The following is a 14129-nucleotide window of genomic DNA, read 5'->3' as shown; positions in this document are numbered from 1 at the left end:
CGAACACCACCCGCGCTAAGCCCGTCAGCGTCCGGAGACGGTGCCGAACAGTCTCGCGATCGGGGCGAGCACGAGGGGTCGGGCTGCGGCCCACGCACCGGCGATGACGAGGATCGAGACGCTGAAGATCCAGAACCCCGCCCAGTTGTCGGCGTACGCGTTCGGGTCGGCAGAGCCCTGCGCGGCGTACATGTGGTTCAGGTTGCGCAGTGCCCCGGTCGCGAAGACGAGGACGACATGCACGAAGATGAACAGGCAGAAGTAGATCATCGTCGGGAAGTGCACGGCGCGCGCCCACTCGACCGGGTACAGACGGTTCAGCGTCTTGGCATCCTTGGGCCAGATGCCCGACATCCGCACACCGGTCGCGATCGCGAGCGGCGCGGCGATGAACACGGTTGTGAAGTAGGCGAGCTGCTGCACGGAGTTGTAGTTGACCCAGCCGTTCTCGGTAGGCCAGTCCAGCGAAATGTACTGCAGCACCGCCGACAGCGCGTTGGGGAAGACCTCCCACGACGTCGGGACGATCCGCATCCACTGGCCGCTGACGAACAGCAGTACGACGAAGATCACTCCGTTGACGATCCACAGGATGTCGAGGGACTGGTGGAACCAGAGGTTCAGGCTGATCTTGCGCTTCGGGTTGCCGCGCGGCGACCAGAACGCGGTCGGACGCTTCTCGGTGCGCACCTGCAGCCCCGACCGGATGATCAGCACCATCAGGAACACGTTGAAGAAGTGCTGCCAGCCCAGCCACGCCGGAAGGCCGACCGGCGCGCCCTCGGGCAGGTGGTACTCGCCCGGGTAGGTGACGAGCCAGTCCTGAAGGGCTCCAGCGACAGCAGCCAGCGCACGGCGAGCACCGCCATTCCCGCTGCGAACAGCAGTCCGGCGCCGCCCACGATGACCGCTCCCGCCCACTGCAGGCGGGTGAAGGGCCCGATGCGCTTCGGCTCTGGCGCGACGATCTTCACGCCCGCACGCTGATCCGCTTGCAGGCGGCGGCGGCTGCGCCCTGCCACACGGTGCGGGGGAAGGGCAGCGGCGTGCTGACGTCGACGGATGCCGGAGCACCTGAACCGCTCGCCACCGCGACCTCGATCGTCTGCTCGGGCAGCGCCGTCTCGTCGACGATCTCTTCGACGACGGCGGGAGCGAAGCCCGCGGGAGGCCACGGCTCGCCGCCGGGCGTACGAGGAAGGCCGCGGCGAAGCGAGCGTCCGGTCGCGGGGCTCGACGAGGCGACCGCGCGGGCGGGAGCCGACGACGCGTCGACGGGCTCGGCGGCGACGGGCGCTGCGGAGGGGCCGCCGCGACGGCTGCGACCGGCGCGGGGGCACCTGCTGCGGGGACGGCTGCGACGACGGATGCCGGAGGCCAGGGCTCTCCGCCCGGCACACGCGGGAGGCCACGGCGCACCGACGTCACCACCGACACGGTCGAGGCGGTCGGCGCGGTGGACGCGACAGGTGCCGCGGCGACGGGGACCGCCTCCACCGTCACCTCCGCCACGGCGGGCTCGGCGACTGGTGCCGGCTCGGCGGCGACCGCGGCCACGACGCCGACCGCCTCGCCCGCGGGGGCCAGGGCTCGCCACCGGGACGGCGCGGGAGCCCGCGACGCAGCGTCTGCCCGTATGTCGCCATCGGGGTTACGCCTTCGCAGCCTGCAGCGCAGCGATCAGCTGCGGCACCACGGTGAACAGGTCACCCACCACGCCGTAGTCGGCGATCTCGAAGATCGGTGCATCCGCGTCCTTGTTGATCGCGACGATCGTCTTGGCCGTCTGCATGCCCGCCTTGTGCTGGATCGCGCCCGAGATGCCCAGAGCGACATACAGCTGCGGCGACACCGACACACCGGTCTGCCCCACCTGGTAGGACTGCGGCACATACCCGCATCCACCGCCGCGCGCGACGCGCCCACCGCCGCGCCCAGCGCATCCGCCAACTGGTCGACGAGCGCGAACTTCTCCCCCGATCCCAGGCCGCGGCCTCCCGAGACGACCTTCGCCGCACCACGCAGCTCGGGGCGCGATGACGACACCACAGCCTCCTGGACGACACCAATCGTCGCCGCCCTGCGACCCGACGCCTCTACCGTGAGCGTCTCGACGACAGGCGACGCGACCGCGTCGGCCCGGGCATCCACCGCGCCCTGCCGCACCGTGATCACGGGAGCGCCGAACGTCGCCGTCGACTGCACGTTGTACGCGCCGCCGTACACCGAGTGCTGCGCCACGACGCCTTCGTCGTCGCGGACGACCCCGACCGCATCGACCGCGAGCGCCGAGCGAGACCGCGCAGCGAACCGTGCTGCCGTCTCGCGGCCCTCGATCGAGTGCGAGACGAGAATCGCATCGGGCTGCACCAGTGCCGCCGCCGCCGCGAGCGCGTCGACACGATCGCCCGACGCGGTCAGCACCGAGGCCGCGCCGAGAGCACCGGCCTCTGCCTCGTCACCGCCGACGACGAGCGCCACCGGCGTCCCCACTTGGGATGCCGCGCCGAGCAGTGCCGCCGACGATTTCGCGAGCTCGCCCGACGGGGTCTGATCGAGAAGGACGAGGATCGAATCCGCAGAAAAAGTCATGCCACCCACCTCACGCGAGCCGGTTCTGGATGAGGTACTCCGCGAGCTTCTGCCCCGCGTCGCCCTCGTCGACGATCTTGACCCCGGCCGTGCGCGGGGCTTCTCACTCAGCGCGACCATGATCGACCGGGATGCCGCGGCATCCTCCGCATCGACGTCGAAGTCGGCGAGCGACAGCGTCTCGAACGGCTTCTTCTTCGCCGCCATGATGCCCTTGAAGTTCGGGAAACGCGCGTCCGGCAGCGCCTCCGTGATCGAGATGATCGCGGGAAGCTCCGCCGCCGCGTCAGCGGTGCCGGCATCCGTCGCCCGCACCCCCGACACCGAAGCGTCGCCGATCGTCACCGATGTGAGATTCAGCGCGGCCGGCACATCCAGCAGCTCCGCGAGCATCGCCGGGAGCACACCGCCCGAGCCGTCCGTGGACTGGTTCCCGGTGATCACGAGGTCGAACCCAGTCCTGCGCAGCGCGGCCGCGAGCACGTCGGCGGTCAGTCCGAGATCGGCGCCGAGGAGCGCGTCGTCCACGACCTGCACCGCCGAGCTCGCACCCATCGCGAGGCCCTTGCGCACCGTGGCCGCCGCTGGCTCCGGCGCCATCGACAGCACCACGACCTCGGCATCCGCGTGCGAATCCGCATACGACAGCGCGACTTCGAGCGACCTCTCGCCGATCTCGTCCAGCACCGCCTCGGACGCGCCACGATCGGCGAGACCCGTCTCGAGATTCAACTTGCGGTCCCCGTACGTGTCGGGAACCTCCTTCACCAGGACCACGATCTTCATCTGCAGCGCTCCTCACTCACCTTGACGATTGGGCAGTCCAGAGCGCTGTGCAAACTGGATCACGCGCTCCTTTGCAAGGTCCGAGCCTGCGAGGGTCGAAATGGCCTGCGACTCGGCATCCATGCGGCGGCCGTAGTCGTCTGACGGCTCAGCGAGAAGGTTCTTCATCGCGGCTACGGCGGCCGTGCCGGGTCGGTGAGCCCGGCGAACGACCTCGGCGACTCGCTCATCGAGGGCCTCGGCGGGCACGACCTCGGTGACCAAGCCGTAGTCACGAGCCTGCGCAGCATTCCACGTCTGTCCGAGCAGGAAGAACTCACGGGCCCTTCGCTCGCCGACGGCACGTGGTAGCAAGACGCTCGCGCCGCAGTCGGGCGAGAGCCCCAGCTCGCCGTAGGCCGCCGAGAGCCTTACCGTATCGGCGATGACGGCGATGTCGGCGGAGAGCATGAGTCCGAGCCCTCCGCCCGCGACGGCTCCCTGCACACGAGCGATGACCGGTATCGGGAGGGCGCGGATACGGGTGAGTGCCTCGTGCATGATCTCCGTCAGGTCCGCGAGATACTGCGACATGTCTGGTGAAGCGGCCATCTCGCCGACGTCTCCGCCGGCGCAGAATGCGCGACCCTCGGCACCCAGTACCAGCGCATCCACATCGTCTCGCGAGGAGATCTCATCGACCGCTGCGAGAAGCTCCGCGGACAGTCCCAGGCTGAGCGCGTTCAGTTTGTCCGATCGAGTGAATGTGATCGTCGCAATCCTGTTGCTGTTGCTCAGCCGGACGTCGCTCACCGTACACTCCGCATCCCGCAGACCAGCCAGATGCCCGTAGCGCAAAGACACGATCTTTCACGAACGGTGCGGGTGCCGTCGGGGTCGCGATAGACACGATGCACTCCTCCAATCCTGAACTTCTCCCGTCCAGCACGGGGAACAACCGTCACTGCGGAATATTGATAATAACAGTTATACTTGTGGTGATCTGGAGTCGTCGACCCGGCCGCACGCCGGGAAGCGCGGCTAACAACATGGAGGAGCCTTGAGCATCGACAAGGTCGTCGACACCGCTGACGTCGCCATCGCCGACATCCCTGACGGCGCCAGCATCGCGGTGGGAGGCTTCGGGCTCTGCGGCAATCCGGTCGCGCTCATCGAAGCGGTCCTCGCGCGAGGATCGCGTGACCTGACGATCGTCAGCAACAACTGCGGCGTCGACCGATGGGGCTCGGGCTGCTTCTCGAGGCCGATCGCATCCGCAAGATCGTCGCTTCCTATGTGGGAGAGAACAAGGAGTTCGAGCGGAGGTTCCTCTCTGGAGAGCTCGAGGTAGAGCTCACGCCCCAGGGAACCCTCGCCGAGAAGCTGCGCGCCGGCGGGTCCGGGATCGCGGCGTTCTTCACACAGACCGGAGTGGGAACGCAGGTCGCCGAGGGCGGGTTGCCCCGTCGCTACGACGGCTCGGGCGCGGTGGCGGTCGCCTCCCCGCGAAGCCCGTGCAGCGGTTTCTCGTGGACGGCGAGGAACGCGACTTCGTGCTCGAGGAGGCGATCCGCACCGACTTCGCGTTGGTGCACGCGCTGCGCGGCGATCGGCTCGGCAACCTCGTCTTCGAGAAGTCGGCGCGCAACTTCTCCCCGGTCGCCGCCATGGCCGGCCGGGTCTGCATCGCGCAGGTGGAGGAACTGGTCGAGCCGGGAGAGCTCGACCCCGACAGTGTGCACCTGCCTGGGTCTTCGTCCACCGGGTCGTCGTGGTCGGCACCGACATCCCCAAGCCCATCGAACGCCGCACCGTACGAGAGAGGTAGGCCGCACCGATGGCCCTGACACGCGAGCAGATGGCGGCCCGAGCCGCACGGGAGTTGCAGGACGGCAGCTACGTCAACCTCGGGATCGGGCTGCCGACGCTGGTGCCCGGCTTCGTGCCGGACGGCGTCGATGTTGTTCTACAGTCCGAGAACGGCATCCTCGGCGTCGGCCCCTACCCCACCGAGGACTCTGTCGACCCTGATCTGATCAACGCTGGCAAAGAGACCGTCACCGTGCTCCCAGGCGCATCGTTCTTCGATTCGGCGACGAGTTTCGGGATGATTCGCGGCGGCAAGATCGATGCCGCGATCCTCGGGGCGATGCAGGTTTCGGCATCCGGTGACCTCGCCAATTGGATGATTCCCGGCAAGATGGTCAAAGGCCCGGGCGGGGCGATGGATCTCGTGCACGGCGCCGCAAAGGTGATCGTACTGATGGAGCATGTCGCCCGCGACGGCTCGCCCAAGATCGTCGAGACGTGCACACTCCCCTCACCGGCCGCGGCGTCGTGGATCGCATCATCACCGACCTCGCAGTCGTGGACGTCACGCCAGCCGGTCTTCGCCTCGTGGAGCTCGCCCCGGGCGTCTCGCGCGCCGAAGTGATCGACAAGACCGGGGCAGATCTGCTCGAGTGATCGTTCCGAACTTCGACCAGCCGGATGCGCTCACCCGATCGGCGTCGGAGCGGCTTCGACGACTCCAGACTCCGTCGCGACGGCGAGAATCCGCATCCACACGTCATCCGGGATCTCCACGCCGTGCTCACGGGCATGCGCGCGATGGAGCCTGCTGCGCTCTCCCGGATAGTAGACCCGCTCGCCCGCCACGACCGGCCGGCTGCTCGTAACATAGTCGGTCATGTCGCGCAGGTCCCGCCGGAAGTCCGAGAGCGGTCGGAACGCCTCGACGTTGAACACCGCCATGAAGCATCCGTCGATGATGGGCCATGGCCGCGAGAGGTCCTCGCGGAACTCCATCCCCGACAGCACGTCGGCCATCGCCTCGATGATGAAGCTCAGCACGTATCCCTTATGGGCCTGAGCGCCACCGAGCGGAAGCACGGATCCTCCGTCAAGCAGATCGCGCGGGTCGGTCGTCGGACGGCCGCGGGCGTCGATTATCCAGCCTTCCGGGATCGCGCGGCCTTCCTCCGCCGCGCGGGTGACCTTGGTCATTGACACGGCGCCCGACGTCATGCCGAAGCCGACGTACTCGCCCTCCTCACGGGGAATCGCCATCGACCAGGGTTGATGCCCAGGCGGCGATCGCGACCACCGTGGGGCGCCATGAGCTTCGGTCCCCACGATCCGTCGGTCATCATGATCGCGATCATGCCCGCGCGCGCTGCCATGCCGGTGTAGTCGATCAGGCAGCCGACATGGGTCTGGTTGCGGATGCTCGCCGCGGCCACGAACGACTCGCCCGCCTTCTCAATGAGCTTGCCCATCACGCGGTGGCTCACCACGTGCCCGAAGTTGAAGTGCCCGTCCACCATCAGGGTCGTGGGCGTCTCTTTGACGATCTCGAGGGCGCGCCCGGCTTCAGGATGCCTTCGCGAATGAGAGGCAGGTAGCCGGTGCCCAGATCCATTCCGTGGAGCTGTTCGCCTGACAGCAGTGAGGCGACGCTGTGCGCGGCGATGATAGCCGCGTCTCCGTGAGGAACACCGGCGGCGGAGAGGATGTCGACAGCGAATGACTCGACGTCGTCAGCGTGGAATATGGGCACAATGGTCCCTTCGATCAGCGGTGGCATCGGCGCGGTCAGGCGCTCGGTGTACTTCCGGTCCCCTCGATCCAGCCTGTGAGGCCGAAGATGCGCCCCGCGGTCGCGCCGAGGACGTCCATTCGTTCGGGCTCCGACAGCGCCACGACCGCGAGCCGAGCGAACTCGACCATCTGCGCATACGAGCCGACCCTCGCGGCGGGCGGGTAGTTGGACCCCACATCACCCGACCGGACCCGTACGCCGCGCACAGTTCCCGCAATCGCCGTTGCGCGTCCGGATAGGGAAACGCCTCCGAGGTGGCCTCGGGAAGGGCAGACGCCTTGATGCTGACGTTGGGCAGTGCCGCCATCTCGAGCGCTGCATCCCATTCGTCGAATCGTCGCTCCGGATCGGTTCCCACGAACACATCGGTGCCCCCGTGATCGAGGACGATCGGAATGTGGGGATACGACACTGCAACCTCGCGAATGGCAGTGATGTGCCCCGGCGCATAGATCGAGATCGGAAGGTGAAGCGACTCGACCATCGCCCAGAACGCCGCGGCGGCATCCGCGAACAGGCGCGCGTCGGTCGGATAGGTAAAAATCCTCAGGCCGACCATTCCGGGACGCGCGACTCGAGCGGCCAGCTCTTCCTGATCATGCAGCAGCGAGGCGTCGAATCGTCCGAGGACACGGAATCGATCGGGATGCTCGGCGAAGCCCGCCAGGGAATAGTCGTCGGTGGGATCGAAGTAGCGAGTGACCTGCAGCAGGTTCGAGACACCCGAGGCGTCCATCAGTCCGACGAGCGCCGTCGGCGTGAGCGGGCGGTCCATCGGCTGGATCTCGGTTGATCCGGACGGAGGCAGCCGCCAATAGTGCGCATGGGTGTCGACGACGGGCGTTTCTGTCACACGTCCGCCTCTCGCATCCGGTGCTCTCGCCAGACGTTCCAGGCCGCTGTCACACCGTCCCCGACGGCGCCCGCGACCGTCAGGGAAGACCCGGCGCGCAGGTCGCCGATCGCGTAGAGGCTCCCGCCGCCCGCCCCGACTCCGACCACTCGAAGTGCCGCGTCGACCAGCACGGGGCCGTCGCCGCCCACGAGCGACGCGAGAAGAGACCGCCTTGGCACCCGAGGTACGGCGAGGAACACACCATCGACCGTGAAATCCGCGGCGCGGTTTCCCCGCGACACAGCGACCCGCCGACCGTCGTCAGCACGGAAGACCGAGAGGTCCTCCGCCGCCTGGACGTACTCCAGCGAAGCACCCGCAGCATCGCGCCGCACCTCCGAGCCAGCGCTCAACCAGTCGCCGAGCGCGATCACGCTGCTCGCGAACTGACGCAGCACGCCGACTTCGTACGCCGCATCCCGCCCGGAGCCGATCACCGCGACGTCCTTGCCCTTGAACAGCGGCGCATCGCAGCTCGCGCAGATGGACACGCCGCTCCCATAGAGCTGCTGAGCGCCGTCGACCACGGCGAATCCCACTTCCGAGCCGGTCGCGAGCACTACCGCGTCCGACTCGAATCGACCGTCGTCCACCAGCCAGGTGCCGAGCGGCCCGAAACTCAAACGGGAGACCTCCGCGTACTCGAACTGAACGCCGCTGTCGAGGGCGCGATCGAGCAGCGATGCGGTGAAGTCGGGTCCCGTGATCTCATCCGCGGACCCGGGATTGCCATCGATCTGAGCGAGCGAGGCCGTCTCGCCACCGGGCGCGAGCGCCTCGATGAGCGCGACCTCCATCCCCAACTCGCGAGCCGTCGTCGCACAGCTCAGGCCTGCGACGCCGGCGCCGATCACGACGAGCGAGACATGTGCCATCGGGGAGGCCTCAGCCGTGGAGCTCGGCCATCGCCGAGTTCACTTCCACGCGCCGGTACTGGGGAGGCCCTGCGCATGGTTGTTCGCGTAGAAGCGGTTCTGGTTCCGGGCAGGGTCGCCGGCCACGACAATGCGGATCTCGTGCTCGTCCGCGATGACGGGCAGCAGTCTGTCGGGCGAATCCGACTCCGCGAAGTGCTCGGGATCCGACCCGCTTCGACCATCTCCTTGAACGTGAACGGGTTGCCCCGGGTCATCGTCCCGAAGCGCTCCATCAGGTCGGCCTCAACCTTGACGTTCTCGGCCAGATATCTGCGGATGTCGCTCTTGGAGAACCCACGCTCCGCAAACGATCCCGCCACACTAGGGCTCATCAGGAGGAGGGTAGAGCTGGCATGGAAAAGGATGTGAGTGAACCCCCAGCCGCCGATCGTGTCCTTCGCAAAGCGGGCGAGGACGGCCAGCTGCTCTTCGGGCGCTCCCCCGAGTAGGCCGGGCCGCTGATACCTACCACGCTCTGCACCGATACGACCGTGTCCTCCAACGCGAATCCGGCGTCAACGCGGTCGGGGTTCCAGCCGACCTCGATCGTGAGATCGTCGTTCTCGGCAAGAGCCACGTTGAACGTCCGGCCGATCGCCGCCTTGTCGGTCACCCCCGGCTCGGTGCGAAGGCCGGCGACGTTCCTCATGTAGAGGCGGACGAAACGTCCGACCGACGAGTTCGCTCGCCGACCGACACGCATCATGCCGCCCTCGTAGTTGAAGTCGAGTGTCTTCACCAGTGGTCCGCTGACGACAACGAGGGTTCCCAGCCCGGCGTGCATCCCGCATCCTCGATGCGCCACTGCGGATCGCAGAGCACCTCGGCTATGGCCAGCAGAATAGGCATGTACTCAGGTCGGCACCCAGCCAGCACACCGTTGACCGCCACGGACCACACGGTTGCCTGCCGACTCGCCGGCAGGAGCACGCCGATGACCTCATCCGCGGAGCGATCGGTGAACCTCATGAAGGCGTCGACGCGCTCGATCGTCGGCGGTACGACGGGAAGCCCATCGCTCCAGAGGCGCTCGTCATAGAAGTCCTGGACCTCGTCGAGCGTGCCGCTGAAGACGGTCTCCCGGGGTCTCGGCTCCGCGGCGACCGTCGAATCATCGATCCGGAACCCGGTCTCGAGCCGGTCGAATCCCTCGAACAGGCTCGGAACGACTGCGTCGCGGGTCTTCTGCCGGAACACGTCCTCCGGGTCGTTCGGGATCACTCCGGGATACTCGGCGATCCAGACGTGCTCGATTCCGAGCGAGCGACCGATCGACCTGGCCTGCCGGACGAATCCGCTCGAGATCAGCGCCAATGAGGGAACCCCGCCGCCTCCACGGCCTCCGCCGCGCGCATCACCGCGGGCGTGCAGCTGCCGCAGGCGCCGACACCGATCACCGCAGCATCCACCTCATGTTCCGCGAGGAGACGGGGAAGCCTTTCGAGCACGTCGTGCTCGTCTGTGTGCCCATGGATGTCGCCGAAGATCTCCCAGGGGATCGCGGTAAACGACTTTCCCCGGCGTTCGGCTTCGCGTTCGAACTCGCTGAACATGTCTTGGCCCCGGAACAAGTCGTCCCAGATGAATGCGATGCGTGACCCCTGCAGCGAATCGATGTTGCGCAGTCCGCTCATCGAATTGTCGACCGCTGGCGCTTCTGGCCAGACCGTCTGGAAGACGGGCTCTGACATACTCATTCCTCACGTCGTTGCAAGCGTTTTATGCTAACCATGATAAGGGTAGCGCGTTCTCCTCAAGGCGGCAACGCCCAACGGCAGTGATCGCCGGGACCCTCACGACCGTTAGGAGGCGAGTCCGGCCCCGCGCTCGTGCTGCGCCGTGAACGTGGTCTCCACCCGCGAGTACGACCTGAGCGCGTATCCGGTGTACGGGCCGATCGGTTCTGCGGTGTCGGCCAGCGCGATGTCAGGGAACCACTCGAGCACGGCGCGAACCGTCTCCTGCACCTCTGCGCGCGCCAATGCCGCGCCGGCACAGGAACGAGGACCGAAGCTGAACGCGAGATGATCCTGCGGCCGCTTCGGCGACTGCCGGTCGAGGACCACACTCCCCGGGTGAGCGAACTGACCCGGGTCGCGGTTAGCGGCCGCATGAAGGTTCATGACGGTTTCGTCCTTTCCGATGTGCACACCACCGATCTCGGTGTCGTGATTCACCTTGCGGAGGCGGAACTGGACGGCGCCGTGCAGGCGCAGCGCCTCCTCGGCGAAACGCTCGATCGTGTCATCGCCACCGGTTCGCACCCGCTGTATGAGCTCGTCATTGGTGAGGAGCAGCACGAACGCGTTGGAGAGGGTGTGCATCGTGGTGTCGCTGCCGGCGAAGAACATCCCCGTCACCATTCCGAGGGTGTCGCGCTCACCCCAGTCCTCCAGCAGGGTCGAGCCGCTGCGCCACGTCTCGCTGATGAAGTCCGGTGCGTCGGAGTGCCGTCTGGCATCGACGAAAGGGCGAAGCATGTCGTCGAGCTCCGCCATCGCATTGATCGTGCGCTGCGCGAGCTGGGGTCTTCCTGTTGGCCCTGGTGCTGCAGATACTCCAGCTTGGCGTCCATCAGGTGCTTGCAGCGGTTGATCCAGTCGTCGTCCTCCCACGGCAGATCCATCACCGCGGCCATGATCCTGATGGGCAGGGGATCCGCCAGCTGCTTCATGAGGTCGGCGTGGCCGTCATCCGCGAAGCGGCCAATGAGCCGGTCGGTCACGGGACGGATGATCGTCGAGCGCCACGCGTCCACGATCCGAGGATGGAACTGGCTGAGGATCCAGCGATGCATCCCCAGATGCGTCTCACCGTGCTGGAAGTTTCGCGCACGCGGACCGCCTTCGATGGCGATCATCGCCTCGGTCTTCATATCGGCGAATGGATGCCGGAAGTCCTTCTTGTCTCGACGCATCACGTCCTTGGCCAGCTCGAAGTCCGAGACCACCCACGCCTTCATACCCTCGTCCCAGTGGACGGGGTCCGACTCCCGAAGCTCATCGAAATAGGAGAACGGTTCCGTGTTCGCGGTCGAAAGAACGCTCGGCAGAACTCTTCTCATCGTCATATCCTCTCCCCTCGGCGCGGTTCAAGACTCTTCAAGTGCCGACACAAGGGGCGTGTCGACACCGACGCGACCCAGGACGGCAGCGCCGCCTGGATTGCCGATCGGGACGGAACGTCCCGGAAGAATGGTCTCGAAGAATGCGCGGTTGTCGTGCAGATGCTCCATCCGCTCTGGAGGAGTGCGGCGATCCGCAGTGATCGCATCGACCGGGCACACGGACTCGCAGGCGCCGCAGTCAATGCACTCCGTCGGATTGATGTACATCTTTCGGTCGCCCTCATAGATGCAATCCACAGGGCACTCCTCGACGCAGGCCTGGTCGGTCACGTCGACACAGGGGATGCGATCACGTAGGTCACGTAGCAGCTCCGATCATCTCGTTGGCATGATCCGTCGAATGACCTGGGAACAGGTCCTGGCTCGGGTCCAGCCGCACGGCGGCATTGTTCACCGCGGTTGCCGCCTCTCCGAATCCGACGGCGATGAGGCGCACTTTGCCGGCGTACTCGGTCAGGTCCCCCGCTGCGTACACCCGGTCGACACCGGTCCACATGCGGCTGTCGACGACGACGTGACGCTCACTGAAGGTCAATCCCCAGTGCCGCATCGCGGAGAGATCGGCCGCGAACCCAAGGGCGGCGATCACTCGGCCCGCCGGTATCACGGACTTCTCATCGGTGCGGACGTCCGTAAGCGTCACGCGCTCGACGCCGGCATCGCCTTCGATGGCGGTGACTTCGTGGAACGTGCGGATGGACACGCCGAGGTCGCGTGCGAGCTCCACGCTGGCAGCGTGGGCTCGGAACCGATCGCGGCGGTGGACGAGGGTCACGCGGGCCGACAGGTTGGATGCCGCGATAGCCCAGTCGAAAGCGCTGTCGCCCCGCCGACGATGATCACATCCTGCCCCGCGAGGGACTCGAGGTCGGTGACGAAGTAGCTCAGTCCTCTGCCGTGGAACTCGTCGCCCACCGCGAGAGAACGCGGGGTGAACCGTCCAATCCCTGCGGCGATGATGAGCGCCTTACAGCGGACGCGGACATCGCGATCGGTTTCGAGGACGACACCCTCCGCCTCATGTTCGAGCGAGGTCACCGTAGTGCCGAGCAGGTACGCCGGTGAGAACCGGTCTGCCTGCTGCCGCAGGTTCGTGATGAGGTCGAGGCCTTTGATGCCCGGCATTCCGGCGACGTCCTCGATGATCTTCTCGGGGTACAGCGCGCTCACCTGACCCCCGACCTCGGTGAGCGAGTCGACCACGACCGAGCGCAGTCCGCGGAAACCGGCGTAGTAAGCGGCGAACAGACCCACGGGCCCTGCGCCGATGATGGCCAGGTCGGTATTGATCATCGCCATCAAACCTTCGCTTCATTCATAGTAATGAGTATTATAGACTAGGCGGTCGCACCGGCGGATTCGAGCCGAGGACGGATCGAATCCAGGTCACCCGCGAGATCCGTGATGACGGCGAAGGAGGCGTCGAGCAGCGGACCGACGTCGAGGCCGGCGACCGCGCTGTGAAGCAGTCCAAGATCCTTATCGAGGAGCGCGCCGTCCAGAGTCGGAAGACGTTCTGCCGCCCGGCTCCGGCCCGACCCCGAACGGACGATCTCGAAGAGGGTTGGTGCGTCGATCCCCAGCTGGACACCGACGCGGAGCAACTCGATGACGATTCGACTGTTGATGGCCATGGTGGCGTTGTTGAGCAGCTTGGCGACGGTGGGCTGTCCGTAGTCCGCGAACGTGAAGATCGACGATGCCAGGTACTCGCTCCAGAAGGCACGCTCGATCTCCGTGTGCGCACCCGCGATCAGCACCGTCAGCTCACCCGTTGCCGTGGTGGACCCGCCCGAGACCGGCGATTCGATCACGGCTATCCCTCGATCACGCCAACGAACCAGCGACCGGGCGTAGTCGACGTCGAGGGTGGTCACCACATGGACCGGCATCGCCTCAGTGATCCCCATGCCGATCAGGCGCTCAAGGATCAGCTCGACCTGATCGGGCATTCGCACCACGAGGAGGATGCGCCCGACCGAGTTGAGGCTCACCTCGCCGATGTCGGACAGGATCATGTCGACCGATGCGGCAACGCCTTGCGTCGGGTGGGGATCCACACCGATGACTCGGACGCCGCACGCCGTCAGTCGGCTCGCGATCCTCGATCCGAGGCTTCCCAGGCCCACCAGCGCGATGCTCTCATCGCTCGTCCTTCGAACATCGCTCATCGATCCCGTTCCTCTCCATGTCCACAGTGTTCGATTTGCCCGCCGACCGCGGCGGTCGCGG

13 protein-coding genes and 6 pseudogenes are annotated in these 14129 nt (G+C 66.7%); 2 read left to right on the top strand and 17 right to left on the bottom strand.

Annotated elements, in window-relative coordinates; translation table 11 throughout:
* Nucleotides 1-24: 24 nt before the first annotated feature.
* The 6 genes and pseudogenes from KAE78_RS06790 to KAE78_RS06765 form a co-directional block, all read right to left on the bottom strand.
* On the bottom strand, nucleotides 25-720 hold the full coding sequence (locus KAE78_RS06790) for a cytochrome b/b6 domain-containing protein (RefSeq protein WP_262927797.1): 696 nt from the start codon (nucleotides 718-720) through the stop codon (nucleotides 25-27).
* Complete coding sequence (locus KAE78_RS06785) at nucleotides 720-974, bottom strand: hypothetical protein (RefSeq protein WP_223172553.1); 255 nt, start codon at nucleotides 972-974, stop codon at nucleotides 720-722. The genes KAE78_RS06790 and KAE78_RS06785 overlap by 1 nt, the downstream gene beginning before the upstream one ends.
* A complete protein-coding gene (locus tag KAE78_RS06780; protein WP_223172260.1) occupies nucleotides 971-1597 on the bottom strand; it encodes a hypothetical protein in 627 nt (208 codons plus the stop codon). Before KAE78_RS06780 ends, KAE78_RS06785 begins: the two co-directional genes overlap by 4 nt.
* 54 nt (nucleotides 1598-1651) lie before the next feature.
* Nucleotides 1652-2592 (bottom strand): annotated as a pseudogene (locus KAE78_RS06775) (electron transfer flavoprotein subunit alpha/FixB family protein).
* A 10-nt stretch (nucleotides 2593-2602) separates the two neighbouring features.
* Nucleotides 2603-3378: pseudogene (locus tag KAE78_RS06770) on the bottom strand (electron transfer flavoprotein subunit beta/FixA family protein).
* 12 nt (nucleotides 3379-3390) lie between these two features.
* The gene (locus KAE78_RS06765) at nucleotides 3391-4170 is read right to left on the bottom strand and encodes an enoyl-CoA hydratase/isomerase family protein (protein WP_223172259.1); all 780 of its coding nucleotides are present in this window, start codon (nucleotides 4168-4170) and stop codon (nucleotides 3391-3393) included.
* 253 nt (nucleotides 4171-4423) lie between these two features.
* On the opposite strand from KAE78_RS06765, the pseudogene KAE78_RS06760 reads away from it, so the two are divergent.
* Both KAE78_RS06760 and KAE78_RS06755 read left to right on the top strand, forming a co-directional pair.
* A pseudogene (locus KAE78_RS06760) lies at nucleotides 4424-5185 on the top strand (CoA transferase subunit A).
* Between the two features lie 9 nt (nucleotides 5186-5194).
* Nucleotides 5195-5823, top strand: a pseudogene (locus KAE78_RS06755) (3-oxoacid CoA-transferase subunit B).
* Nucleotides 5824-5853: 30 nt separating this feature from the next.
* Here the strand turns inward: KAE78_RS06755 and KAE78_RS06750 are convergent.
* From KAE78_RS06750 to KAE78_RS06705, 11 genes and pseudogenes are all read right to left on the bottom strand, one after another.
* Nucleotides 5854-6683: pseudogene (locus KAE78_RS06750) on the bottom strand (Ldh family oxidoreductase).
* 213 nt (nucleotides 6684-6896) lie between these two features.
* Nucleotides 6897-7733, bottom strand: coding sequence for an amidohydrolase family protein (locus KAE78_RS06745; protein WP_262927796.1), 837 nt, complete (start codon nucleotides 7731-7733; stop codon nucleotides 6897-6899).
* 74 nt (nucleotides 7734-7807) lie between these two features.
* Nucleotides 7808-8728 carry an NAD(P)/FAD-dependent oxidoreductase gene (locus KAE78_RS06740; RefSeq protein ID WP_223172257.1) on the bottom strand — a complete coding sequence of 307 codons (921 nt, stop codon included), beginning with the start codon at nucleotides 8726-8728 and terminating at the stop codon, nucleotides 7808-7810.
* A 373-nt stretch (nucleotides 8729-9101) separates the two neighbouring features.
* Entirely contained in the window at nucleotides 9102-9554 is a 453-nt protein-coding gene (locus KAE78_RS06735; RefSeq protein WP_223172256.1) for a hypothetical protein, read from the bottom strand.
* Complete coding sequence (locus tag KAE78_RS06730) at nucleotides 9506-10084, bottom strand: hypothetical protein (protein WP_223172255.1); 579 nt, start codon at nucleotides 10082-10084, stop codon at nucleotides 9506-9508. The genes KAE78_RS06735 and KAE78_RS06730 overlap by 49 nt, the downstream gene beginning before the upstream one ends.
* Nucleotides 10075-10461 (bottom strand): hypothetical protein, encoded by a 387-nt coding sequence (locus KAE78_RS06725; protein WP_223172254.1) that lies wholly within the window; start codon nucleotides 10459-10461, stop codon nucleotides 10075-10077. The genes KAE78_RS06730 and KAE78_RS06725 overlap by 10 nt, the downstream gene beginning before the upstream one ends.
* Before the next feature lie 111 nt (nucleotides 10462-10572).
* Nucleotides 10573-11268, bottom strand: a complete 696-nt coding sequence (locus KAE78_RS06720; RefSeq protein ID WP_223172253.1) for a cytochrome P450 — start codon at nucleotides 11266-11268, stop codon at nucleotides 10573-10575.
* 593 nt (nucleotides 11269-11861) lie between these two features.
* A pseudogene (fdxA, locus tag KAE78_RS06715) lies at nucleotides 11862-12199 on the bottom strand (ferredoxin).
* Nucleotides 12196-12672 carry an NAD(P)/FAD-dependent oxidoreductase gene (locus KAE78_RS17485; protein WP_262927795.1) on the bottom strand — a complete coding sequence of 159 codons (477 nt, stop codon included), beginning with the start codon at nucleotides 12670-12672 and terminating at the stop codon, nucleotides 12196-12198. The pseudogene fdxA and the gene KAE78_RS17485 overlap by 4 nt, the downstream one beginning before the upstream one ends.
* Nucleotides 12669-13190, bottom strand: coding sequence for an NAD(P)/FAD-dependent oxidoreductase (locus KAE78_RS17480; RefSeq protein ID WP_262927794.1), 522 nt, complete (start codon nucleotides 13188-13190; stop codon nucleotides 12669-12671). Before KAE78_RS17480 ends, KAE78_RS17485 begins: the two co-directional genes overlap by 4 nt.
* 44 nt (nucleotides 13191-13234) lie before the next feature.
* Nucleotides 13235-14068, bottom strand: a complete 834-nt coding sequence (locus KAE78_RS06705; RefSeq protein WP_223172252.1) for an NAD(P)-binding domain-containing protein — start codon at nucleotides 14066-14068, stop codon at nucleotides 13235-13237.
* Nucleotides 14069-14129 lie beyond the last annotated feature (61 nt).

This window comes from Microbacterium sp. NIBRBAC000506063, assembly GCF_017968845.1.
GTDB lineage: Bacteria > Actinomycetota > Actinomycetes > Actinomycetales > Microbacteriaceae > Microbacterium.
This window is presented reverse-complemented; position numbering and strand designations above follow the sequence as displayed.